Annotated in this window: 20 protein-coding genes and 1 pseudogene; all 21 read left to right on the top strand. The window is 37.6% G+C overall.

What is annotated here, in order from left to right:
• The 21 genes and pseudogenes from HMPREF9194_RS05020 (at position 1) to HMPREF9194_RS04920 (ending at position 23,600) form a co-directional block, all read left to right on the top strand.
• Complete coding sequence (locus HMPREF9194_RS05020) at positions 1-1,344, top strand: sulfotransferase family protein (RefSeq protein ID WP_016525296.1); 1,344 nt, start codon at positions 1-3, stop codon at positions 1,342-1,344.
• Positions 1,344-2,369, top strand: a complete 1,026-nt coding sequence (locus tag HMPREF9194_RS05015) for a glycosyltransferase (RefSeq protein ID WP_016525295.1) — start codon at positions 1,344-1,346, stop codon at positions 2,367-2,369. Before HMPREF9194_RS05020 ends, HMPREF9194_RS05015 begins: the two co-directional genes overlap by 1 nt.
• Positions 2,369-2,734 carry a WxcM-like domain-containing protein gene (locus tag HMPREF9194_RS05010; RefSeq protein ID WP_016525294.1) on the top strand — a complete coding sequence of 122 codons (366 nt, stop codon included), beginning with the start codon at positions 2,369-2,371 and terminating at the stop codon, positions 2,732-2,734. The genes HMPREF9194_RS05015 and HMPREF9194_RS05010 overlap by 1 nt, the downstream gene beginning before the upstream one ends.
• 11 nt (positions 2,735-2,745) lie before the next feature.
• Positions 2,746-3,168: a sugar 3,4-ketoisomerase gene (locus tag HMPREF9194_RS05005; protein ID WP_016525293.1), complete on the top strand. Its 423-nt coding sequence runs from the start codon at positions 2,746-2,748 to the stop codon at positions 3,166-3,168.
• Positions 3,169-3,181: 13 nt separating this feature from the next.
• Positions 3,182-4,171 carry a GNAT family N-acetyltransferase gene (locus tag HMPREF9194_RS05000; protein WP_016525292.1) on the top strand — a complete coding sequence of 330 codons (990 nt, stop codon included), beginning with the start codon at positions 3,182-3,184 and terminating at the stop codon, positions 4,169-4,171.
• Between the two features lie 133 nt (positions 4,172-4,304).
• Positions 4,305-4,934: pseudogene (locus HMPREF9194_RS04995) on the top strand (class I SAM-dependent methyltransferase); the annotation flags it as partial.
• A gap of 9 nt (positions 4,935-4,943) precedes the next feature.
• A complete protein-coding gene (locus tag HMPREF9194_RS04990) occupies positions 4,944-6,062 on the top strand; it encodes a DegT/DnrJ/EryC1/StrS family aminotransferase (RefSeq protein ID WP_016525289.1) in 1,119 nt (372 codons plus the stop codon).
• Positions 6,059-7,345, top strand: a complete 1,287-nt coding sequence (locus tag HMPREF9194_RS04985) for a CDP-glycerol glycerophosphotransferase family protein (RefSeq protein ID WP_051127842.1) — start codon at positions 6,059-6,061, stop codon at positions 7,343-7,345. The genes HMPREF9194_RS04990 and HMPREF9194_RS04985 overlap by 4 nt, the downstream gene beginning before the upstream one ends.
• The gene (locus tag HMPREF9194_RS04980) at positions 7,342-10,134 is read left to right on the top strand and encodes a YidC/Oxa1 family membrane protein insertase (RefSeq protein ID WP_016525287.1); all 2,793 of its coding nucleotides are present in this window, start codon (positions 7,342-7,344) and stop codon (positions 10,132-10,134) included. Before HMPREF9194_RS04985 ends, HMPREF9194_RS04980 begins: the two co-directional genes overlap by 4 nt.
• A gap of 14 nt (positions 10,135-10,148) precedes the next feature.
• Positions 10,149-11,246 carry a glycosyltransferase family 2 protein gene (locus tag HMPREF9194_RS11855; protein WP_016525286.1) on the top strand — a complete coding sequence of 366 codons (1,098 nt, stop codon included), beginning with the start codon at positions 10,149-10,151 and terminating at the stop codon, positions 11,244-11,246.
• A complete protein-coding gene (locus tag HMPREF9194_RS04970; RefSeq protein WP_016525285.1) occupies positions 11,239-12,624 on the top strand; it encodes a hypothetical protein in 1,386 nt (461 codons plus the stop codon). Before HMPREF9194_RS11855 ends, HMPREF9194_RS04970 begins: the two co-directional genes overlap by 8 nt.
• Before the next feature lie 28 nt (positions 12,625-12,652).
• On the top strand, positions 12,653-13,672 hold the full coding sequence (locus tag HMPREF9194_RS04965; RefSeq protein ID WP_016525284.1) for a glycosyltransferase: 1,020 nt from the start codon (positions 12,653-12,655) through the stop codon (positions 13,670-13,672).
• A 4-nt stretch (positions 13,673-13,676) separates the two neighbouring features.
• Positions 13,677-14,732, top strand: a complete 1,056-nt coding sequence (locus tag HMPREF9194_RS04960; protein WP_016525283.1) for a glycosyltransferase family 2 protein — start codon at positions 13,677-13,679, stop codon at positions 14,730-14,732.
• Positions 14,733-14,741: 9 nt separating this feature from the next.
• The gene (locus HMPREF9194_RS04955; RefSeq protein ID WP_016525282.1) at positions 14,742-15,599 is read left to right on the top strand and encodes a LicD family protein; all 858 of its coding nucleotides are present in this window, start codon (positions 14,742-14,744) and stop codon (positions 15,597-15,599) included.
• Positions 15,600-16,382, top strand: coding sequence for a glycosyltransferase family 25 protein (locus HMPREF9194_RS11850; protein ID WP_016525281.1), 783 nt, complete (start codon positions 15,600-15,602; stop codon positions 16,380-16,382). It begins immediately after the preceding gene.
• A gap of 71 nt (positions 16,383-16,453) precedes the next feature.
• Positions 16,454-17,545, top strand: a complete 1,092-nt coding sequence (locus HMPREF9194_RS11845) for a glycosyltransferase (RefSeq protein ID WP_051127838.1) — start codon at positions 16,454-16,456, stop codon at positions 17,543-17,545.
• A 52-nt stretch (positions 17,546-17,597) separates the two neighbouring features.
• Positions 17,598-18,476: an alpha-1,2-fucosyltransferase gene (locus HMPREF9194_RS04940; protein ID WP_016525279.1), complete on the top strand. Its 879-nt coding sequence runs from the start codon at positions 17,598-17,600 to the stop codon at positions 18,474-18,476.
• Positions 18,473-19,375, top strand: a complete 903-nt coding sequence (locus HMPREF9194_RS04935; RefSeq protein ID WP_169558723.1) for a LicD family protein — start codon at positions 18,473-18,475, stop codon at positions 19,373-19,375. The genes HMPREF9194_RS04940 and HMPREF9194_RS04935 overlap by 4 nt, the downstream gene beginning before the upstream one ends.
• Positions 19,347-20,501: a glycosyltransferase family 1 protein gene (locus HMPREF9194_RS04930; protein WP_016525277.1), complete on the top strand. Its 1,155-nt coding sequence runs from the start codon at positions 19,347-19,349 to the stop codon at positions 20,499-20,501. The genes HMPREF9194_RS04935 and HMPREF9194_RS04930 overlap by 29 nt, the downstream gene beginning before the upstream one ends.
• A 58-nt stretch (positions 20,502-20,559) precedes the next feature.
• Positions 20,560-21,999, top strand: a complete 1,440-nt coding sequence (wbaP, locus tag HMPREF9194_RS04925; RefSeq protein ID WP_016525276.1) for an undecaprenyl-phosphate galactose phosphotransferase WbaP — start codon at positions 20,560-20,562, stop codon at positions 21,997-21,999.
• A gap of 56 nt (positions 22,000-22,055) precedes the next feature.
• The gene (locus HMPREF9194_RS04920) at positions 22,056-23,600 is read left to right on the top strand and encodes a hypothetical protein (RefSeq protein ID WP_016525275.1); all 1,545 of its coding nucleotides are present in this window, start codon (positions 22,056-22,058) and stop codon (positions 23,598-23,600) included.
• Position 23,601: the final 1 nt, after the last annotated feature.

The following is a 23,601-nucleotide window of genomic DNA, read 5'->3' as shown; positions in this document are numbered from 1 at the left end:
ATGAATAATATAGACTTCACTATAATAGGAACGACTGGCTTTGGTGAGTCTGGCAGTTCCGCATTAACAAATATACTGGAAGAATTTGAATGTGTTTCAACTATTATTGGAGGTGCAACATTTGAATGTAAATTCTTCAGCAATAATCTATTCCAATTGGAAACAGCTTTGCGGAATCAACTTTTTGTAAATGCAGCCGTTAAAGAAATGCTATATCAAGCCAAACTAGCATCAAATGACCAATTCTATATAACGAATTTCGGAAAAGATTTCTTTTTTAATTCCACAATGGAATACATAAAGACTGTCACAGGTTCATGGCTTGGAGGAATGTATTCGGAAAGAGACGCTGATTTAATTCCTAAGGAAGAAATTAAGAATTTTAAAAGGGCAAGACTCCTTTTTGATAATTTATACAAAAATAAATATGGACTTTATGAGCAATATTATTGGAGGCCATCCTTTCAAACACTTACCGAACAATACTATGGAAAATTTGACAATGAATTTTATAAAAAAACACAAGCATATACTTCGAAAATTTTTACACCAATAGCTCAAAATAAACGTTTTATTTTGGTAGATGCTCTATTTCGACCAGAAAGCGTAATACATGAATTAAATTGGTTTTTAAATGCAAAATGTTTAATTGGGGATAGAGATCCACGAGATTTATATGTAATAAATAAAATGTATAAAGGAGAACCATATCTTCCTACATGGACAGTTGAAACGTATATTGACTGGTTTAAAACCTATAGAAGCTGTAATAGAAGAAACGCAGAGCATTTTGATACAATTCTGCAACTAAAGTTTGAAGATTTAATTTATAATTATGAAGAAAGTTTAACAAAAATTAAAAAATTTTTAAACTTAAAAGATTCGGAACATATAAAAAAAGGACAAATATTTATTCCGGAAAAATCACAAACAAATACGCAGGTTTTTAGAAAGTATCCGCAGTATGCAAAAGACATTGAAAAAATAGAAAAAGAATTAGAGGAATTTTGTTACCCTTATTCCGACATCCAAATACGAAAATTTACAACGAAAGAGTTATCAAATACAAATGAACAACCTATAGAGGATATAAGAAAACTAGCTATAGCTTTTCAAAAAACAGGAAAACTGCCGTTTTCAAATATAAAAGGGGCGTATCTTTTTACTTCATTTTATGAACTCTGCAAATACTTCAAAAATAGAAAAACGATATTTTCCGTATTAAAAGGTATTATAAAAATAATTCTATTTTTATTTTTATTGCCATTTGATTTTTGTATACAGCTTAAAGAAATTATAAAATATCAAAAAAAGAATAAAAATAGTTTGGTGGAGTTTAAATAATGCCTGCTGCCGTTAGTGTTATCATTCCTACATATAATCAAGCGGATTATATCGAACAAAGCATTAAAAGTGTATTAAGTCAAACGGAACAAAATTATGAAATCATTATAATGGATGATTGCTCCTGTGACTCTACAAAAGAAATTGTACAAAAATATGTATCCGATAAGATTAGATATTTTTGTCACGATAAAAATTTAGGTCCGGGAAAAACTTTTAATGACGGATTAGCAAAAGCACAATATGAATATGTAACCTTAATTGCCAGCGACGATATTTTATTTCCTACACATCTACAAAACATAGTACAGGCATTTACTGAAAATCCCGATTTGGAAGTATTATTTCCACAATTAAAATTTATCGATGAAAAAAATCGTTTAACCGGCAGAACTCTCTCTGTGCTAGAAACCGATAAATATAAGCTTTTGAATAAAGCCTTTTATTATGGGAATATTTTTCCGTCACCCGGTATCGCTTTTAAAAAATCGCTATTTGATAGAATTGCGGCTTTTAACCCCTCGCTTATTTTAAATCATGATTATGATCTAAATACAAGAGTGGTAATGAATGCCAATTTTTCCGTTAATCCGTTTATAACGGTAGGATACAGACGTTTCACGCAAAAAAGTAATTTGAGCGCATATAATACTGTATGGTCAGAAAAATGTCATAAGACGGAATACTGTATAATTCGGGATCTCTTCCTTGACTTACCTACAGATGAATTAAAAAAAATTTTTCCACAATTTTCACATATTTCAAGTACAAAATATACGGCATTTTTATTATTACGCGAAGCATGTTTATCAACCGATGTCGATTTATATGAATGGGGGTTTTCACGAACAGTGCAGTACCTTCTTTCGCACCCCAATTTCTTTTATGATAATCCTTTTGCATTTGAATACAAAGATTATATAAAACTATATAAAACAAATACTAAAAATATAATCGGACGTACACATAAAGAAAAATTATATAATACGTTAAAAACTATAATAAAGAAAGCTTTTAACTTATAATGCAAATAATAAATTTACCTAAAATTACGGATAATCGCGGCAGCCTCTCTTTTTTAGAAAGCCAAAAACATATTCCTTTTAAAATTCAGGCAGCTTTTTTGCTTACCGATTGTGACATATCGGATTCATATTCTTTTCATAAAAAGAATAATGCACAATTTTGTTTTATAGCGTTATCCGGCGCTTTTCGATTTAAAACCGGCAAAATCGCTAATACCGAGTCCGAATATGATATAACAGTGAATAAAGCTTCTAAAGCACTCTGTGCAAATGCGCTTACTGATTTTAGAATATTTGATTTTGCGCAAAATACCGTTATACTTATTTTGACATCTATGAAAAAAGTTAATTTTAAGAAAAATTAAATATTTTAATAATGAAAAATACCGTTGACGACTGCAAACTTATTCACGTACGCAATCATAACTTTATTGATGGTATATTAACATTATCCGATAAAACGTATGTACCTTTTGATATAAAACGAATCTATTACCTATATGATATTCCCCAAAATAGTAATCGAGGTGCACACGCACATAAGAATCTGTATCAATTGATTTTAGCTGCGGCCGGCTCTTTTACCGTTGAATTGGATGACGGTAATAAAAAAAAACAGTTTAATTTAAGTTGTTCCTCACAAGGCCTCATAATCGTTCCGGGTATTTGGCGAAATTTAACCGGTTTTTCACACGGTGCTGTCGCTTTGGTTTTTGCTTCCGAATATTATACCGAAACCGATTATATCAGAAACTACGATGAATTTTTACACTATAGAAAAATAAATACAACGCGTTAAGGATTCGATAAGAATGTTTAGAATCGAACCGTATGAAAAAACATACGAACAGCTTTGGGATGATTTTGTATTAAATAAATCAATTAACGGAACTTTTTTGCACAGCAGGAATTTTTTAAACTATCATCCTAAAGAGCGGTTTCAAGATTGTTCTCTTTTAATATTCAATAAAAAAAATAACTTGGCGGCGATTGTTCCCGCATGTAAAGATCCGAACGATACTGCTTGTTTTTTTTCGCACAAAGGATCTACTTACGGCGGCATAGTAATTGATAAAAAACATTATAGCAGCGATACGCTTTTAGAAATAACAGAAAATCTTGAAGATTATTTACGCACAGCCCACTTCCGTTCCCTGTATTTAAAAATTACGCCGGATATTCTTTGTACCGAAAGTCCCGCACTTTTAGAATACCTATTGTACTATAAAAATTACCGACAGTATTCTGAGTTGAACACTTATATTGATTTAACCGCTGCCTATGATGAAAAGATTGTTTCTAATTTTACTCAAGGGAAAAGAACGAATATAAGCAATTGTTTAAAAGCCGGATTAATATGTAAGCCGCTTGCTTCACCCGAAGAAATACAAAAACTATACAATATTATTAATGAAAACTTAAAAAAGTATAAGGTAAAACCGGTACACAGTTTTAATGAACTTATGGAATTAAAACAAAGGTACATTCCCGATAACATTGCTTTTTTCGGCGGATATATTAAAGAAGAACTGATCGCAGGAGCAATTGTATTTTATTTTCATAAAACAAAAACATTACATACGCAATATCTTTGTGCAAAGGAAGAATTTGCGAAACTGAGTCCGATGAGTTTTATGTATTATTCTATGATTGTAGAAGCAAAACGTCTTGGGTTTCAAAATATATCATGGGGCATTTCCACAGAAGATTTTGGGCACACTTTAAATCAAGGGCTGTTAAAAAATAAAGAGTCTTATGGCGGCACCTACTCGATTAATAAAACTTTTTATAAAGAATTGTAGGAGTACTCATGCGCAATATAGAAAAATACGGGAACGATTACAACACAAAAAACGATTTTGAAACCGTACAGGTGCTATACCGCAGGAAAAAAGTATTGGAATGTTTACATAATGCTGCCCCCCCCCCCCCCGACAAATATTGGAAATCGGGTGCGGTTTGGAACCGCTTTTTTTATTCTATAAAGATTTTTCAAAATATATCGTCGCCGAACCGTGTACCTTGTTTTTTGAAAATGCACAACATCTGGCAAAAGAAAACAATATAGAGTCGGTATTATGTTATAATGATTTTTTGGAAAATATCGTAGCAGAACTTTTGGATTATCAATTCGATTATATTATATGTTCAAGTTTATTGCACGAAGTTGAAAACCCGAAATTATTTTTACAAAATATATATAGTCTTTGTACAAAAAATAAAACTATTGTTCATATCAATGTACCGAATATGAATTCGTTTCACCGGCTGCTTGCAAAAGAAAGCGGCCTTATAAAAAATGAACATGATAAATCGCAGAATAATATTCTGTTACAGCAGCATACAAACTTCGATATGGATATGTTAAAATCTATAGTACAGGATATGGGTTTTAAAATTATCAATTCAGGGGATTATTTTATAAAACCTTTTACTCATTCTCAGATGAAACAACTTATGGATATCGGCTTTTTAACAAACAAAATGCTTGACGGTCTTTATGCTATGCAAAAATACATGCCGAATCTTGGCTCCGAAATATTTATTGAAGCAAAAAGAATGTAGAGAGAATCTATGCATATTCCTTTTTTATCATTACAAAAGATAAACAAATCTTTTGAACCGGCACTTTCACAAAAAATTGCCGAAGTTGTAAAAAACGGCTGGTATATTCACGGCAAAGAATGTAAAGCGTTTGAAGAAAACTTCGCTCAATTTTGCGGCGTTAAGCACTGTATTGGAGTAGGAAACGGCCTTGAAGCTTTAAAGCTTATTTTGCGTGCATATAAATTGCTTGGCGTTTTTAAGACAGGTGATGAGGTTATTGTTCCGGCAAATACCTTTATCGCAACTATTTTAGCAATAAGCGCGGAAAATTTAACGCCTGTTTTTGTAGAGCCGGATATAGATGATTATGTAATTGACGTAAAAAAAATAGAAGAAAAAATAACAAAAAAAACAAAGGCTATTATGCCGGTACATTTATACGGCAGACTTTGTAATATGGAAGCCATTATCGCCATTGCAAAGCAGCACAACTTAAAACTGATTGAAGATGCGGCGCAAGCGCACGGCGCAACGCAAAACGGAAAAAGAAGTGGAGCTTTCGGCGATGCCGCAGGTTTCAGTTTTTATCCCGGCAAAAATTTAGGCTGTTTAGGCGACGGCGGTTGCGTTACAACTGATGACGATGAACTTGCAGATATCGTACGGAAGCTGGCAAATTATGGTTCAAGTGTAAAATACGTGTACGAATATAAGGGTGAAAATTCACGACTTGATGAAATACAGGCGGCCGTACTTTCGGTAAAACTGAAAAGACTGGATGCGGACAATGATCGACGCCGTCAAATCGCCACAATGTATAATACGGGAATAAAAAACAATGCAGTGATTTTGCCGAAATTGCATCAATCGGAAGAACACGTATGGCATATTTACTGTGTTCGGGTTCAAAATAGAAATGCATTCATTGAATATCTGAATTCGTGCGGAATAGAAACGGTTATTCATTATCCGACACCGCCGCATAAACAAGCCGCATATAAAGAATTCGCCTATCTTAATTTACCGATCAGCGAAAAAATTCATGCGGAAGTTGTAAGTTTACCGATGAGCCCCTTACTCACGGATAAACACGTAATGTATATAATCGAAATTATTAGTGCTTATAAAAATATTATAAAACAGTGAAAAAAACTATGCGTTACTTTTATTTTTTATTTTTTTTATTTTTTCCGTCTTTTTTGTTCGCGTATTTGGATCCGGGAACGGGAAGTTTGCTCTTATATGCCCTTGTAGGAATCGGCACCTCATTGTGGTTTCTTTTAAGAGGTGTATTTTATCAATTATCTTCTCTGCTATTTGCGAGAAATAATATACGAACAAAAAACAAATACGGAATAGTTTTTTACTCGGAAGGGGCAAAGTATTGGCAGGTTTTTTATCCCGTTATATCACAACTGCTTTCGCAAAAAATTGCCTGTACTTATATCACGTGCGAAAAAGACGATCCTGCCTTTCAATTACAAAATACGGATTTTACGGCACTGTGTCCGGGAACAGAAATGTTTACTATCGCTTTTATGAATAAAATTGAAGCGGATATTGTCGTATCCACTACGCCCCATTTGGATGTTTATATGTGGAAACGTTCAAAAAAAGTAAAAAAGTATATACATATTTTTCATGCCCCTACGGGTGTAGATTTTTACGAAAAATACGCACTGAGTTTTTATGATGTTATTTTTTCGGTAGGTGAATTTATCGAAAACGCCCAAAAATATTTGGACAAAGCAAGGGGCCTTCCCGATAAAACATATTATAATGTCGGCTGTACTTATTATGATTATATGCATGAAAAACTGCAAACTTTGAAAAGAACAACAAAAACTAAAACAATTTTATATGCTCCGTCCTGGGGCTTAAAACGCAGTTCATTTTTTACAAACGGTATTCCTATTATGCAGCGTCTGCTTGATGCGGGATTTAGAGTTATTTTTCGTCCACATCCGCAGTTTTTTATTTCGCACAAAAAAGAATTGGAAAATTTTAAAAACCAATTTGCACATTATCAGTCTCTTACCATCGATACGGCCCCTTCTCCACTCCAAGCTATGCTTGATTCCGATATATTGATAAGTGATTTTTCAGGCATTGTTTTTGACTTTGCCTACTTATTTGAACGTCCTGTTTTTTTAACCCTGCCGCCTTCTTCCGTAAAAGGCTATGAAGCGGAAGAATTGCCTGCCGATATTCAGTGGGATATTCCTGCAACCCAACAGGTAGCTCATGAGCTATCTGAAAATGAAATAAACCATATCGAGAATTATATTTCCGATGTTTTAGAACAAGAGCGAAATTACAAAAACCGTATTGCGGAATTCAAAAAAAACATCTTTAACTTTTATACGGCAGGACATTCCGCCGCCCGGGCGATTTCAGATATACACACTTCTTTGAGGGCTTCTTTATGATAATTTTATACCCCTTTGAATTATTACTTTCAAAAGTTTTTTTACTTCCATATAGTATTACCGGCCATTACGGTTATGCGCTCATAATTATGAGTGTGATTATTACGGCTTTGACGACACCCCTGTATATGCTTGCCGAACGTTGGAAAAACCATGAAAAAGCAATTAAATTAAAAATGCAGCTGCAAGTCGATTCCATAAAAGAAAACTTTAAAGGTCAAAAACAATATTACTTGCTACAAACCACCCATCGTATTTATGGATATAAGTCCTGGTACCCGCTTCAAACATCTATGGGAATTATTTTTCAAATCCCTTTTTTCTTTGCCGCTTATAATGTTCTTTCTCATTTTACAGGGTACAATAACGTTTCTTTCGGAGCTATTAAAAATTTAAGTGAGCCGGACGGCATCCTTTTCGGTATAAATATATTGCCGCTCATAATGACGCTTTTAAATATTTTATCTTCATTTTATTATACAAAATCATTTAAAATAAAAGATAATACACAACAATTCGTTTTAGCAGGGGTGTTTTTGCTTTTACTTTACGACAGTCCTGCAGCTTTATTACTCTACTGGACCTGTAATAATTTTTTATCTTTGATAAAAAATATTGTTATGCAGAAAAAAAATAATACCGACATCTTACATAAAACAGAAATCGATAAAAACAGTAAATTGTCACTAATACATGCTTGCGCCCTTATATATATACTTGCAGCAACAGCGGTTAATTACAATGCACAACGGTATAATAAATTCATTTTACTTGCTTCCCTTTTATTCCTAGGGATTTGTTTTATTTACAGTTTTTTTATCAAAAAAAATAAGTTCAACTATAAAATAATTCCATATGGGATTATATATACGGGTTTTCTTTATTTATATATTACGAAATCCTATTTTTTATCGCGAACTTTATTAGTATTTTTGATGCATATTTTTAATGTGCGTTTTTTCTATTTATTTTTTACAGATTTTAAACAAGTTGCCGCTCAAAACCCAATTTTAAAAATCGGAAAACTCCCCTATTATACAATCATCAGTGAATGTGTATTTCTCTTTGCGTTTCTCTTACCCATACAATTGTATGTAAATAATCCGACTGAATTTCAAGTACAGCCGTTTGCAGTTCTTTTATATCTTATTCCGATTTTTCTCGGTATATTGGCAGTCTTTATTCTGTCGGCTTATCTTTTAAAATCTTCACCGTTATTTTTTAAAGCTCTTATTTTTTCTTTTATTTGTTTTTCGTTTTATACGCTGATTTTACCATTAAATGCCGGTACTTTAAGTGAATTTACCTTTCAAACGGATCGTGTAATCACGCAACCGGCAGCTTCATTGTATATAAAAGACTTTATTATATTACTTTTTTCATTTTATATCGTATATTTTTTGATTCAAAAAAAGCAAAACATGATATTTCCTCTAATCACGATTTTATCGGCTGCCGTTTTATTAAATATCTGTATAAAATGGGTACATTTTACCGCACCGGTAATACAAACCGCTGAGATAAAATCCGATCTGCCGGAAACAACACACTTATCTCACCGGCTGTCAAAAAACGGACGCAATGTTATTTTTTTTATGCCTGATATGATGAACGGAAACTATGTACAACGTACCTTCGATGAATTCCCCGAATTAAAAGAGAAATTCAGCGGCTTTACATGGTACAAAGATACTTTATCCATATCGGCTTCAACCGTACATTCTCTACCGGCTATGATGGGCGGAGTCCAATATACTCCGCTTTCAATGAATAAAACCGATAATTCATATCATACAGACCAGCAAAAAAGTTTGGAAATACTTTTTACAAATTTTCTTGAGCATGGATTTCATTGCACAAATGTAGGTTATTCTTCCATGTTTCAAAAAAATGAAAATATTTCAAAACTGGCTTCAAAAACGAATTTATCCTATTTTTTAGAATCTCCGCTCTCGTATATAGGATATTGGAATAAAGAAAAAAATATTAAAGTAGATTACTCGGCAAAATTGTTTTTACTTACTATGCTGCCTTTTTATAATGCGGCACCGTATATACTAAAAACACTTATATATGACGAAGGAACATGGAATAATCTCAGTTTAAAACTGAAAAACACAAAGGCCTTTACATTACGCAGTTATCCGTATTTGGATTTATTACCGGAAATTTGTTCGATTGCCGAAACGAAAGAAGACAAATTTATGTTTATTGCGAATGAATTAACACATAATTCTTTCGGTATAAATAAAGACGGGAATTTTTTATCGACCAAAGCCGACTTAGATGACCCCGACCTACCTTATTATTCAGCAAGAACCTTTTTAATAAAAATAAGTCAATGGCTTGAATGGTTAAAAGCAAATAATTTATATGACAATACTTTAATTGTTATTGCTTCCGATCACGGTAACTTTGCCCGCGACAACGGCTTACTTGATATGCCGTTTAAATTCGGAAGGGTTGACTATAAAACCGAATTATCGCGTGTGTACCCTACATTGTTATTTAAGGACTTTAACGCAGGTTTACAATTCACAATCAGTGATATACAAACACAAAACAGTGATGTTCCGCTCATTTTTGCAGAACATGTATTTACGCAAAATACTTCTTTTAGCGATTTAAAAAAATATACTGCTGTAAACCCGCGTGAACGAACATACTCACTTGCACTATATACGGCAAATGATTTCCTCGAAAAAATAAAAATACCTTTTTCGACCTACAGAGTAAAAGGAAGCATCTTCAACGCCGATAACTGGGACCATTTAGATGAGCAATATTAAATACGGACAAATATATGCAAAACAATAAAATTATCTCAATTATTGTCCCTATTTATAATCGCGGTACTTTTTTACCAAGATGTATAACAAGTATAATAAATCAATCATACCCTCATTTGGATATTATTCTTGTAAATGACGGTTCGAGCGATAATTCATTGGATATTTGTAACCAATATGCACAAAATGATAAACGAATTAGAGTTATAAGTATTCCCAACAGCGGAGTAAGTATAGCACGTAATACCGGCATGCAGTATGCAAAAGGTGATTTTATCCAGTTTGTAGACAGCGACGATATGATAAAACCGCATATGTGTCAAATATTAATGGAAGAACAGCAAAAAAATGATGCGGATCTTGCTATATGCGGCTTTGATAATATTGATATAAACGGAAACCACTTATTCTACGAATGCAGCGAAAAGATGATAGATACTGCAAGCGCATTTTTTTATAATTTCGGATATTTGCTTGAACGTAATTTATTGCGCTCCCCTGTCAATAAACTGTATAAAAAAGAAATTATCAATACACACAAATTACGTTTCCGTTCCGATTTTAATATAGCGGAAGATGCACTTTTTAATTTGGAATATTATCATTATATACAAAATGTTTTAGTATTACCGTATGATTTTTACAATTGTCTTGATCACAACAGTGAAAATCGGTTAACACAAAAATTCCATTCGGATTATTTTAAGGTTCAAAATATTTTTTTTACAAAACTTATTGAATTATTGAAAGAAAAAAACGTATATCGGAACGAAAATAAGGAAATCATAAAAAAACAATATGCCAATATTGTTTATATGGGCATTGAAATGTTCAAGAAATATACTCAAAAAGTTGACTATGCACTTATCAAAAAATATACAGTTACAGAGATCTTTCCCGGTGCCTATGCTGCTCTCGTAGCTCATGCCAAAAAAAACATGGCGATAGTATATGTAAAAATAAACGGTACACCGGGTAAAAAAGTCTATGGGCTGCTCAAAATGTGTTTTTGGCAATGTGTCGAAGTATATTATACGATAAAATCTTGTTGCCATTTCAAAGTAGGTAAAAATATCTTTAATACACGCAGCCGGGAGCATACTAATGGATAATAGCTTTGTAAAAGTGAAAAAGCCGGCGTCCGGGAACAGTAAGTTAAAATTTATAATTTGTACGGGCTACGGTAATTCGGGAAGCTCCGCCGGAACCGATTTTTTTAAAGAATTTTCATCAGTACAAGTTCCGTTTGATAATTTTGAGTGTACTTTTTTACATGAAACGGACGGTATTGCTGATTTGGCTTATGCACTTGAGCACGAAGGACATCGATTAAAGGCAGATTTGGCAGTAAAGCGGTTTTTGAATTTGGTACGGAATCTCAATAAAAATTACGGATATGCACATTATTTTAAAAATAATTTTTTACCCTGCATGACAGATTATATTGAAGAACTCGTTACATGTAAATGGAAAGGAGGATGGCACAGAGGAGCGGAAGTCAAAAAAGAAACGTTAAAAGATAAGGCCCGTAAAGATCTTTCCTTTATATACTTTGATGAAAAATATAGGCGTGCGCATTATGCTTTATATGAATCTGATTTATGGTATCCGCAGTACATTCCATATGAAAATCAATACTATACAAATGCAAAAGAGCGTTTCCTCCCGATAACAAAAAAATATATACAAAAACTGTTTTCTTTTTTGGAATCTTCCGAATGTGAGTATTCGGTTATTGACCAACTACTTCCCGCCAATTCAAACGACTTATATGCGAGATTTTTTGATTGGATAAAAACGATCATCATAGACAGAGATCCCCGTGATTTGTATTTTGCAAACAAGGTATTTTGGGGCGCACGTTATATACCAACTCACAACATAGATATTTTTATTCAATGGTTTAAAGAAACACGCAGAGAGCAAATAAAACAGCAATCTTCCGATGTTCTCCATATTAAATTGGAAAACCTTATATACGATTATGAAAAAACTACGCAGGAGCTTATGCGATTTACGGGTATAAGTCCTCATGCTCATACACAAAAATTCAAATTCTTCAATCCTGAAAAAAGCAAAGTGAATACCCGATTATGGCTGAAATACAAACATAATTTCTCAAACGATATAAAAAAAATTGAACAAGAATTAGCCCCGTTTTGTTTTGATTATTCAAAATACAACTTAAAAGAAACGGATACCCGCACGACAATCGATTTTATGTTTTACGAACTTCAACACGAAGCCGATACCTTGCGTATACACACACACATATCTTTAAAATTACGATTTTTATATTTAAAGCGCAAATTGATCCGCAGTGCTCTGGATGCACCTATAGTAAAAACAATGCGGTGGTTTTTGAACGAAAAAAAAACACCAACACTATGTTTACGTTTTTTTATTAAGTTCGGTGTATATACAACTCTTTTTCCTTTTTATTATCTTTATGAGATTATAAAGGCGATTATTAATTTTATTATTATGTAGATGTAATAATTAGGGGTATTCAAAGCTGATGAAAAAAAATAATATCAGATTTTCCATAATAGTGCCTGTATACAACTTGGAAAACTGTATCAAACAAAATATTCAAAGTCTTCTCAATCAAACATATGACAATATTGAAATAATTATTGTCAATGACGCTTCTACGGATAGCAGTGTAGCCCAAATACTTTCACTTGGGCAGTTTGATAAGATGACTATTATAAACAATAAAAAAAATTTAGGGTTATTGCATACGAGGTTGGTCGGAACTCAAAAAGCTTCAGGCGATTATATTCTATTTATGGACGGAGACGATAGTTTCAAAAAAGAAGCATGTGAAATATTGGCAAAAAATCTCGAAGAACACCCTTGTGATGTGTTAGAATTTGCCTATATTCGTATACCGGATAATAGCATTCAATACCCACCAAAGGTTACAAAAAGCAGATTGGAAGCAATGTTTATTCCGCCTTTTTCGGCCGGGGTCACAATATGGAATAAGGCGTATAAATCAGCAATCATAAAACAAGCTTTTTCTACCGTCACTCCTTTTTATTGTACTCCGGCGGAAGATGTATTTTTGTCAAGTATAATAGCCTCTTTTACGGATGATTATCATATTTGTAATCAAGTACTGTATAATTACAACATCGGGCAGGGCATTTCAACACGACAGAATACGGTACAAACAAATAAAACATACTTTTCTTCAATGAAAAAAGTTTGTGTAGAACTTGAAAAGTACTTTAACCAGTACAATCGGCAATATGTTCCGATTGCTGCCTATGCGGAAAAAATGCTGGTTGGAAATGCCGTACATTGGTTTATTCAACGGCATACTAAACCCGATGCTGTAGAAGATTCATATTTGCTTGTATTGGAATATTTTTCCGACGAAGCTTTGCGTCCTATTTTACAGGAATTAATACATAATGCGGAAAACTACCGAACAGGAAAAATTAATTACTCGCGTATCGGAAAAAACGTTATAAAAGCCTTTGTTCCCGGGTTTTTACTTGAAAAGTTGAAACAAAGTGTCTATAGGTGATTACATGAAAGATAAAATAACTGTCGTTATAAGTATTCGTAACAGAGATACCCTGCGTATGGAAAAACAAATTGCCTCGATACGCAGTGCTGGCGCGACTCCCGCCTTTCATATTGTCGATTACGGTTCGGATGAGTTTTATGCAAAACAATATTCCGCACTTTGTACCAAGCTTAATTTGGAATATACTCATATGTATGCCGAAGGCTTGCCGTGGAATAAGTGCAGAGCTTTAAATTACGGTGCAAAAACTGCCGATACGCCTTTTATTGTGACATCAGACGCCGATATGATCTATGAAGGCAATCCCTTTCAATACTGCATTGACAATTATAAAGATAAAACAATGTATCATATCGAAACGTATTGGTTGCCTAAAAACGGCGATAAAAAAAAATCCCGGTATGCAGGCCATGGAAACTCCGGCGGCTTTCAGTTTATTGAAAAATCGGCATTTAAAGAAATCGGCGGTTATGATGAACGTATCGTTTATTGGGGCCCTGAAGATTTGGATTTTCCCGACAGGTTAAAAAAAATCGGTTACACACAGGAATGGCTTCCGGATACTTTTAGACTCTATCATCAGTGGCATCCCGTAAGTGAAGCAAATTGTAAACGACCGCAAACTATCACAATCAATACACTAAAATATACATGGGCCAATAAACTAAATCCGGTTATAAAAAATGAGTGGGGAAATTTTCTTTCCCAAAATGACAGGCCCATCTTAAAAGAAATACGGAAAAATAAACCGGAAATAGTTCAGCTTGAAAAAAGTATTCTTGACTTTTGGAAATCGGCGGAATCGGTTTTAGATACACAACGGTACGGTTTCGTAAAACTGGAACTCGGGAAACGTGTGGATAATAATTTTTTTTCACATATAAAAACCGCCATGAAAATATTACTTAAACCGGACTCTTCATTTTCAGCCATACGATCAACGATTAATATAAATTTTGATGTTTTGTATGAAATGCTCCCTGTTCTTTCGGCAAACGGACTCCGCGATTACTATATTTCAGACGATGTTTCCTGTGTATATCTATTATGGAATTGACGCAAAACAATGAATAAAAAAAATACCCCGCCTGTATCCCCCTTCCCCGACAAACGCCTTGAGGGCGATACCCCGCTGCGTCAAGCACAGCTTGTAATGCTTCGTCTGCTTAAAATCTTCGATGCAATATGCAAAAAGCACGGTCTCTCCTATTGGCTGGACGGTGGGACTTTGTTAGGGGCGGTACGGCACCAAGGCTTTATTCCCTGGGACGACGATCTCGATGTATGCATGCCGGTTGAAGACTTTGTAAAATATAAAAATTTACCTGCAAACGAATTTCCGTATGATGTATATAACGATACCGTTTCTTTTGAATTTATAAAATTACGCGACCGCTTTTCCAAACGCATCGACGAAGGATTCGATGCCGATAAAACTTTTAACAGCATCTTCATCGATATTTTTCCGATGAAAAAATTTCATACGGGAAGAAGAATTCTTGCCCGTATTCGTATGCTGATTCCCCCCTATACGCTTCCGGAATTTTATAAGGGCATAACGTTAAAAAAACGCATTAAGCGTATCTTCGCGCATATTCTATATTATTTTATAAACTATACCGGACTTTCATATCTGATAAAAATTTTAAGTTTACTGGGACCGAAAAATTGTTGGGCATATGATTTACCTGCTTCATGGCATTTTCATTTTCCCGATAAGTGGATTTTTCCTCTTAAAAAAATGCGGTTTGAAGATTATGAAGTCCCCGTACCCTTTGATTGTCACAGCGTACTCAAATATCAATTCGGGAATTATATGGAGTTGCCGCCGGAATCGGCGCGCAACCATCACCATAATGAAGCACTGCTTCCGACAACTCCCTGCAATCATCCCGAGGCACTTAATTGGAAGGACTATCACTAAATGCATTCTTTTAAACTTCCCGTTTTTGTTGTAAGCTTAAAATCGGATTCAGTGCGCCGCAAACATATCCGAGAGCAATTGGAAAAGCTTCATTTTGAGTTTGAATTTTTCGACGCCTTTATCGGAAAAGACTATGCGGATAATCCGGCTTACTACAATGAAAAAAAAGCCTTAAAAGCCGAAGGCAGAAAACTGCGCGCCGGAGAAGTGGGCTGCGCATTAAGCCACAATGCCGTATACCGGTTAATCGTTGAAAGAAAGCTTCCTTATGCGCTTATACTGGAAGACGATGCGGTTTTGTCGGCCGATTTACCCGAAGTATTGGACGTGCTGCTGCCTTACCTGCAGGGCCCGCGTATTATACAGCTTGAACGATGCGACATATATAAAAAATCCGGCATTATTCCGCTTGTAAAAGGCTATTCGATGGTCAGTCCGCGTTTCATTAAAGAGGGGTCGATCGCACAAACGGCCGGTTATCTTATAAGTTTTGAAGCGGCTCTTGCCATTCGGCATATCAATTTTCCCGTATATTTTCCGGCGGATAATTGGTGGCACTATATGAAAACGGTATCGTTTTCGGGAATACTTCCTTCTCAAACCTTAATTCACCAAAACGAAACCTTTGACAGTTCAACCTTGGATATGCCCGTTAAACGTTCTTTTAAAAAAAACAGTATATTTACATATATAAAACACGGATTTTTAACCTATACATTTTTGGGCCGCGTAATATACAAAATACTTCATCCTCTCTATCTAAAAATAAAAAAACGTAAATAAATTTTTTGATGTGTACACAACAAGTACGCGAACAAACGGAAGGTACGGTGAAACAAAAAAGTCGATGCCGAATGACGGATAACGCACACGAACACAGCCCCCTTGTTTCGGTTATTATTCCCGTATATAAAACTCCTGTAGAATTTATATCACGCTGTATACAAAGTGTTACGGCGCAAACCTATCCTTCGCTGGAAATTATCCTGATTGACGACGGTTCTCCCGCATCGTATGCAGCGGAGTATCAAAAAATTGCGCAAAATGATAAACGTATCGGTATTATTCGTCGGCAAAACGGCGGCGTAAGTGCGGCACGCAATGACGGAATAAAAGCTGCAACCGGAGATTGGTGTTTGTTTGTCGATGCGGATGATTGGACGGAAGATAGTTTATGCACCGATGCTTTAAATGTCGTGCAAAAATTTTATATGCAAAACGGATATCATACCGATATCGTCTTGTTTCCGTATTGCAAAGAATACGGAAAGCATACCGAAAAAATCAGTTATTTTAAAAACGACTTTACCGTAAATACCGTCGAAAGTTGCAATACATTGCGTACACAGGTACTATATTTGGAAAGTACCCTCGGTTCCGTGTGGGCAAAATTATATCGGCGGGAATTTATAAAAAAAAGCGGAGTTTTGTTTGATACCGACCTTTCACTCGGCGAAGATATCGAATTCAATTTTCGTTTATTTGAACATTTAAAATCCGCCGTTTATATTCATAAGTTCAACTATCATTACCGCTATGACGATATAACGGTAAGCAACGCGTTTAATCCGCTGTTTGCCGATAAAGCCGAGCGTTTTGCACAAAAACTGTATGCCGATGCCCTCGCATCAATATCCGACAATCAATCGGTATTGATACCGCTTACAAACGCGCGAATCATTCACAGTATATTGGGTATAGCGCTACACTTCAGTTTTCATCGGGATAATCATCGCACAGAAAATAAAAAACTGCACGACTTTCGAAAAATATGCGAACGTCCCGTTTTTAAACAGGCAATCGAACAAGCGCGCTATTCCGATTTTTCATATATGCGGAAGATCGCGTTGTTTTGTTTAAAAAAACGCTTTTACCGCTGTATACGCTTTATTGCATGTGTGCGGCGCATTCAATATGCGGTAAAATCATACCGAAACATTCATTAACGGGAGTACAACCATCAAAATCGTAAAAATAGCGGGGGGGCTGGGAAACCAAATGTTTTGCGCGGCCTTTGTTGAAGCGTTAAAACATGCCGGACAAAAAGTGTTTGTCGATACGTCGCTGTACAACAAAGGCACGGTGCGCTCAGGCATAGATTTTTGCCACAACGGTTTGGAAACAGAACACCTGTTCGGCATAAAGTTTGACGAAGCGGACAAAGCCGATGTGCACCGCTTATCTACGAGCGCGGAAGGTTTACTGAACCGCATACGGCGCAAGTACTTTACAAAAAAAACGCACTACATCGATACCGTCTTCAGATATACGCCGGAAGTTTTATCGGATAAAAGCGATCGCTATCTTGAAGGTTTTTGGCAAACCGAAAAGTATTTTTTACCGATAGAAAGCGATATCCGTACCCTTTTTAGATTCCGTCAACCTCTGTCGGAAAAGTCCGCGGCTGTACAAAGTGCGCTGCAAGCGCAAGAGCCTGCTTCTTTGTCCGCGTCGATACATGTACGCCGCGGTGATTTTTTACACACAAAAACGCTGAACGTATGTACGGAAACATACTACAACAATGCAATCGAATATGCGGCAAAAAAATATGCGGTTTCGGCGTTTTACGTTTTTTCCGATGATATACAGTGGTGCCGCGAACACTTAAACTTTTTCGGCGCACGTTCCGTTTTTATCGATTGGAACATCGGTGCCGACAGCTGGCAGGATATGGTCTTGATGAGCATGTGCCGCTGCAATATCATTGCAAACAGTTCGTTCAGCTGGTGGGCGGCATGGTTGAACGCCGCTTCCGATAAAATCGTTTTAGCCCCTGCGATTTGGAACAGACGGCAGCTTGAATACGCGGATCGGTATTACGGCTACGATTATTCGGATGTAATTCCCGAAACATGGATACGTATACCGATATGAATGAATTTTTACATATACCCGACGAACGTTTAAGCGGCGGTACTGTATTGCGCCAAGCCCAGCTTGTAATGCTGCGCATATTGCGCGTATTCGATGCGATATGCAAAAAACATTCGCTTACCTATTGGCTGGATGCAGGAACGCTTTTAGGCGCTGCGCGGCACGGCGGCTTTATTCCTTGGGACGACGATATAGACGTTATGATGCCGCTTGCCGATTATGAACATTTTTGCAAAATTGCACCGCAAGAACTTCCCTTCGATATGTTTTTCCAAACCGTGCATACCGATCCGGAACACGATATTTGCTGGGCAAAAATCCGGGACCGCTTCAGCTATATGGATGATCCGGGGGGCCCGTACAATTACAGCCAAGGCATTCCGATAGATATTTTTCCCGGCTATCTGCAAACGGAGCGTCAATTCAAATACCGGAATCTGTTCGGACTTTTACCTCCGTTTAACAATGCTCCGCTTAAACCTTCAAAGCGAAACTCTTGGAAACGCAATGCATATTTTGCAGTGTGGGGCCTTATTCAATCGCTTATCCGTCCCTTCATTAAACTGAATACAATACAAAAACTGCTTCAAAAATGGGGCGTACACGGCGTTAAAGGATTTTGCTATAACCCGCTGCTTCCATGGTTCCAGTTTTTCCCGGAAGACGTTGTTTTACCCGTATCGAAAATTCAATTTGAAGGCTATGAATTTTCAGCCCCTGCGAATACCGATCTTTATTTAACGATATATTTCGGAGATTGGAGAAAGCTGCCTCCTGTGAGCAAAAGACACAGTCATAATATTCAAGGCATTCACATAACAGACGCGGGGCCGAAACCGCACAAAAGCAGTTTAAGATGGAGCGACTATCATGGAACGGAAACACGCAGCAAAAACTAAAACACCGCTCAGAGTTGCTCAAATTATCGGTAAAGCCGTTATCAGCGGCGTCGATTCGGTCGTCATGAATTATTACCGGCACATCGACCGCAGCCGCGTTCAGTTCGATTTTTTTATGGACGGCTATAATAAGACGCTTATCGACAAAGAAATTCTCGATTTGGGCGGCCGCATCATAAAACTTGAACCCTATGAAAAATCGATGCGTACGAATATGCGCCAATGCCGCGCCGCTTTTGAAAAAAACGGTTACAGGATCGTTCATTCGCATTTGAATACGCTGAGCGTTTTTCCCTTATATGCGGCATACCGCGCAAAGGTTCCGGTACGCATAGCGCACAACCACAGCACGACAAGCCGCGGCGAGTTTAAACGCAATATGATGAAACAGATGCTGCGTCCCTTTGCAAAAACGTTTGCAACGCACTACGCCGCATGCGCCGAATATCCTGCCCGCTGGCTGTTCGGCAATACGGCAGTGCGCGACGGAAAAGTGCGCTTGATAAAAAATGCCGTGGATACCGAACGTTTTTATCCAAACCTTGCCGGAGCCGAGCGCATACGAAAAGAATTCGGCTTGGAAAACCGCTTTATCGTCGGACACGTCGGGCGTTTTGTATTTCCTAAAAATCACGAATTTATCGTGCGCGTTTTTGCCGAAGCGTATCGGCTCAATAAAAACGCCGCACTGCTTTTGGTCGGAACGGGAGAACTTAAAACCGATATCCGCCGGCTTGTTAAAGAGCTGGGCATAGAGCAGGCCGTTTTTTTTGCGGGTTTGCGGCGCGATATTCCCGATTTTTTAAACGCATTCGATGTATTCTTTTTGCCGAGCCGCTACGAGGGGATGCCCGTCGTCGGCATAGAAGCCCAAGCCGTAGGCCTTCCCTGCCTCATGAGCGACGCGGTACCGGCCGATACGGCGATCACGCCGCTTGTGTCCTTTTTCCCGTTGAGCGCCGGCACGGACGAATGGGCGCAAAAACTGCTGTCTTACGAGCAGATTCCGAAAAAAACCTATCCCGAAGCAATACGGAATGCGGGATTCGACATCGTTTCGGCCGCGGAAAACCTGTGTTCGTGGTACGAAGAGTTGCAAGAGCAGGCATTGTCTTTTCACATTTAATACTACCGCAAGTAAAATACGATTTGCTTCTTTTAAAAAAATATGATAGCATATACGCATGACGGCGCAGGAATTTCCGACTTGGTTTAAATCGCATTTTACGCATACGAGTTCGTTTGCGACCGGTATAACCTTTATGCTTTTTGATTTTATCGGGGTTATGTTGTGTTTCGGCGCGGGCTTTTTTACGGTTAACGCCGTAGACCGCACGTTCATCGTATTCCGCGACTTTGTCCACTATTGGATTTACCTTCCCGCCTTTGCCGCCGCTTTTTTTGCCGCGCATTTGTATCCGGGCATTATGCTCCAGCCGGCCGAAGAAGTGCGCCGTTTTTCACTCACCTCCTTTTTTTGTTTTACCGGCATCGCGCTTTCCATTGCCGTTGAAACCGACGACCGCAATGCGCTGAGCGTTGCCCTTCTTTTAGCCGTTCCCTTTGCAACTTTTACACTTCCCCTTATGAGAGAAGCCGTACGGGCTTTTTTTGCTCCGTTCAGCTGGTGGGGGATTCCCGTTGTTCTTTACGCGCAGGATAAAAACAAACATATTATAACCGATAAACTTTTAAACAAACCCTCATTCGGTTATAAACCCGCCGCAATCATTACAGACACCGATACCGGACATTCCGAATACAGAGGTATTCCCATTTTCCCGTATTCGCAGGAAATTGAAAAACGGCTGCATGAATGCAAAATCACCACGGCAATCGTCATGGAACAGCGCGACACGTCGCTTTCCAAAAGTCCGCTCGGCTCTTTACTTTCGGATTATCGCTATATTATCACTATTCCCTACCATCAGTCGCTGAAAGGCGTATCCCTTTCGGTGCGCGACTTCGGCGGTATCTTAGGCTTTTCGGCGGCCAATCGCTTAACTCGCTCGCTGAATCTATTGCTCAAGCGCTTTTTGGATGTAGTCCTGCTGATTATATCTTCCCCGCTGACCGTTCCCGTCATGGTGCTGCTTTGCATTCTCGTAAAGCTTTCTTCAAAAGGACCCGTTTTTTACGGGCACAAACGAATCGGCAAAAACGGCAAACACATAACGACGTGGAAATTCCGCTCGATGGTTGTCGACGCGGATAAACGCTTGAAAGATTTGTTAGAAAAAAATCCCGAATTGCGACGCGAATGGAACGAACATCAAAAACTCGAACATGATCCGCGCATTACAAAAATCGGTAAATTCTTACGCAAAACGAGTTTGGACGAACTGCCCCAGCTTTTTAACATACTGATAGGCAACATGAGCTTTGTAGGTCCGCGCCCGATCGTCGAAGATGAAAAGAAAAAATACGGCGATAAATTCCGTTACATTTTTTCCGTTACGCCCGGACTTTCCGGCATGTGGCAAATTTCAGGCAGATCTTCGACCGGCTACGAAGAACGCGTTATGCTCGATACGTATTACATTCAAAACTGGTCGATTTGGCTTGATATTTGGATAATTTTGCAAACATGCGTAGTCGTCGTAACACGAAAAGGTGCCTATTAGGGTGCGAAAAAAAACATGATTGTCATTTTTTGTAAAATATACTAAAATGCGGTATTATGATTTCGTTTAGACTGCGTACGGTCGCTTGTTTTTTTATTTTTCTTTTTTTGATTTCGACTTCAATAACTTCGGAGCAGTACCGCATACGTTCGGTAGTTTATGAAATAACCGGCTTGACTCGTAAATATCCGCTTTCGCAGGCGGTGCGTATAGATACAAACAAAACTTTCGAAAACAAGGCGGAACTTGAATCTTATCTGCAGGATAAACTTGTTCAGCTGAAAAATCAGCGAGTGTTGGAAGAAGCGTATATTTTTCCGTCCTACGGTGAAGAAACCGAAACGGGCATTATTCCCGTCGATTTGCTTATCAAAACGAAAGATACATGGAATATTATAGGGTTTCCCTACCCCAAGTACAATTCGAATACCGGCTTTGTTTTTAAACTCAAGATAAAAGACTATAATTTTTTCGGTACGATGCGTACGCTGAACGGGGAATTATCCTACGAATACAAAACGGAAGAAGGCAAGGCGCCGAAACATAAAATCGGCGGCGGCGTTTCATTCGATATTCCTTTTAAGCTCGGACCGCTGCATTCAAATTGGGAAAACAGCCTCGGCATCAATTATGCGATCGGCGAAAAAGCTCCGGCATTCGATTTTACGACCGGCGTAACATTCAGCATGCCTTTGCATAAAGCAATATCGCTGAATTTCGGGGCATCTCAAGCCGTAAAATACGATCCCGATTACCGGTCTTCCAACGACGCCTTTTATCTTACCGAAGGCGTTTCAATAAAGCTCCCGATTGTTTTGGCTAAAATCGAAAACAAAGGAAATCTTACATGGACGCCCTCGTCTTCCCTATCGTGGAATTTCGACCCGACCGAAACACGCCTCGGATGGGACGGCATTACGCATTCGGATTTAAAGGGACCGGACATTACCGTCGGTCACGAATTGGCTACAGGCAGGGTCGATTGGATAGAAAACTACCGCCAAGGATATTCGGCACATTTTTCCCAGTCGCTTTCGTACGATATTTATTCCAACACGTATTCGACGTCTTTTTCGGTAAGCGGTGAATATTACCGTGCATTTAAATATGCGGGATTCGCCTCGCGGCTGTATGTATTTAAAAATTTCGGTTTAAAATCCGAAGAAGGTTCCCGCATCCGCGGCGTTCGGGATACATACATTAAAACCGATTCGGCTTTTTTACTGAATATCGATGTCCCCATAAAAATTTTGCAAACGAATTGGGTCGGCTGGGGTGCCCCTTCATGGATGCGCTGGTTCGATTTTGAAATGCAGCTTTCGCCGTTTATCGATATCGCACTGGGGAACAACGATGCGGCGAACCGGAACTACAACCCGAAAGACGGGTGGTACGCTGCGGGGCTTGAAATTATCGGCTTTCCGAATAAAATGCGCAGCATACAGGGGCGTATAAGTTTCGGCATCGATACGGTGCGTTTTGCCCAAAAACTCGGCGAGAATATAAGCTTTATCGATACCGCCGTAAAAAAATTCTTTACGACCGATTGGCGCAAGGAAGAATGGTATGAATTATCGATCGGTATCGGTTTACATTATTAAA

It is taken from the genome of Treponema maltophilum ATCC 51939 (assembly GCF_000413055.1).
GTDB lineage: Bacteria > Spirochaetota > Spirochaetia > Treponematales > Treponemataceae > Treponema_C > Treponema_C maltophilum.
This window is presented reverse-complemented; position numbering and strand designations above follow the sequence as displayed.

Coding starts and splice junctions, on each gene's coding strand:
- HMPREF9194_RS04955 (WP_016525282.1), top strand. CDS start 14,742: ATGAATAAAAAAAATACCCCGCCTGTATCCCCCTTCCCCGACAAACGC.
- HMPREF9194_RS11850 (WP_016525281.1), top strand. CDS start 15,600: ATGCATTCTTTTAAACTTCCCGTTTTTGTTGTAAGCTTAAAATCGGAT.
- HMPREF9194_RS04980 (WP_016525287.1), top strand. CDS start 7,342: ATGATAATTTTATACCCCTTTGAATTATTACTTTCAAAAGTTTTTTTA.
- HMPREF9194_RS05010 (WP_016525294.1), top strand. CDS start 2,369: ATGCAAATAATAAATTTACCTAAAATTACGGATAATCGCGGCAGCCTC.
- wbaP (WP_016525276.1), top strand. CDS start 20,560: ATGACGGCGCAGGAATTTCCGACTTGGTTTAAATCGCATTTTACGCAT.
- HMPREF9194_RS11845 (WP_051127838.1), top strand. CDS start 16,454: ATGACGGATAACGCACACGAACACAGCCCCCTTGTTTCGGTTATTATT.
- HMPREF9194_RS04960 (WP_016525283.1), top strand. CDS start 13,677: ATGAAAGATAAAATAACTGTCGTTATAAGTATTCGTAACAGAGATACC.
- HMPREF9194_RS05005 (WP_016525293.1), top strand. CDS start 2,746: ATGAAAAATACCGTTGACGACTGCAAACTTATTCACGTACGCAATCAT.
- HMPREF9194_RS05000 (WP_016525292.1), top strand. CDS start 3,182: ATGTTTAGAATCGAACCGTATGAAAAAACATACGAACAGCTTTGGGAT.
- HMPREF9194_RS05020 (WP_016525296.1), top strand. CDS start 1: ATGAATAATATAGACTTCACTATAATAGGAACGACTGGCTTTGGTGAG.
- HMPREF9194_RS04920 (WP_016525275.1), top strand. CDS start 22,056: ATGATTTCGTTTAGACTGCGTACGGTCGCTTGTTTTTTTATTTTTCTT.
- HMPREF9194_RS05015 (WP_016525295.1), top strand. CDS start 1,344: ATGCCTGCTGCCGTTAGTGTTATCATTCCTACATATAATCAAGCGGAT.
- HMPREF9194_RS04930 (WP_016525277.1), top strand. CDS start 19,347: ATGGAACGGAAACACGCAGCAAAAACTAAAACACCGCTCAGAGTTGCT.
- HMPREF9194_RS11855 (WP_016525286.1), top strand. CDS start 10,149: ATGCAAAACAATAAAATTATCTCAATTATTGTCCCTATTTATAATCGC.
- HMPREF9194_RS04970 (WP_016525285.1), top strand. CDS start 11,239: ATGGATAATAGCTTTGTAAAAGTGAAAAAGCCGGCGTCCGGGAACAGT.
- HMPREF9194_RS04965 (WP_016525284.1), top strand. CDS start 12,653: ATGAAAAAAAATAATATCAGATTTTCCATAATAGTGCCTGTATACAAC.
- HMPREF9194_RS04990 (WP_016525289.1), top strand. CDS start 4,944: ATGCATATTCCTTTTTTATCATTACAAAAGATAAACAAATCTTTTGAA.
- HMPREF9194_RS04935 (WP_169558723.1), top strand. CDS start 18,473: ATGAATGAATTTTTACATATACCCGACGAACGTTTAAGCGGCGGTACT.
- HMPREF9194_RS04940 (WP_016525279.1), top strand. CDS start 17,598: ATGTTTTGCGCGGCCTTTGTTGAAGCGTTAAAACATGCCGGACAAAAA.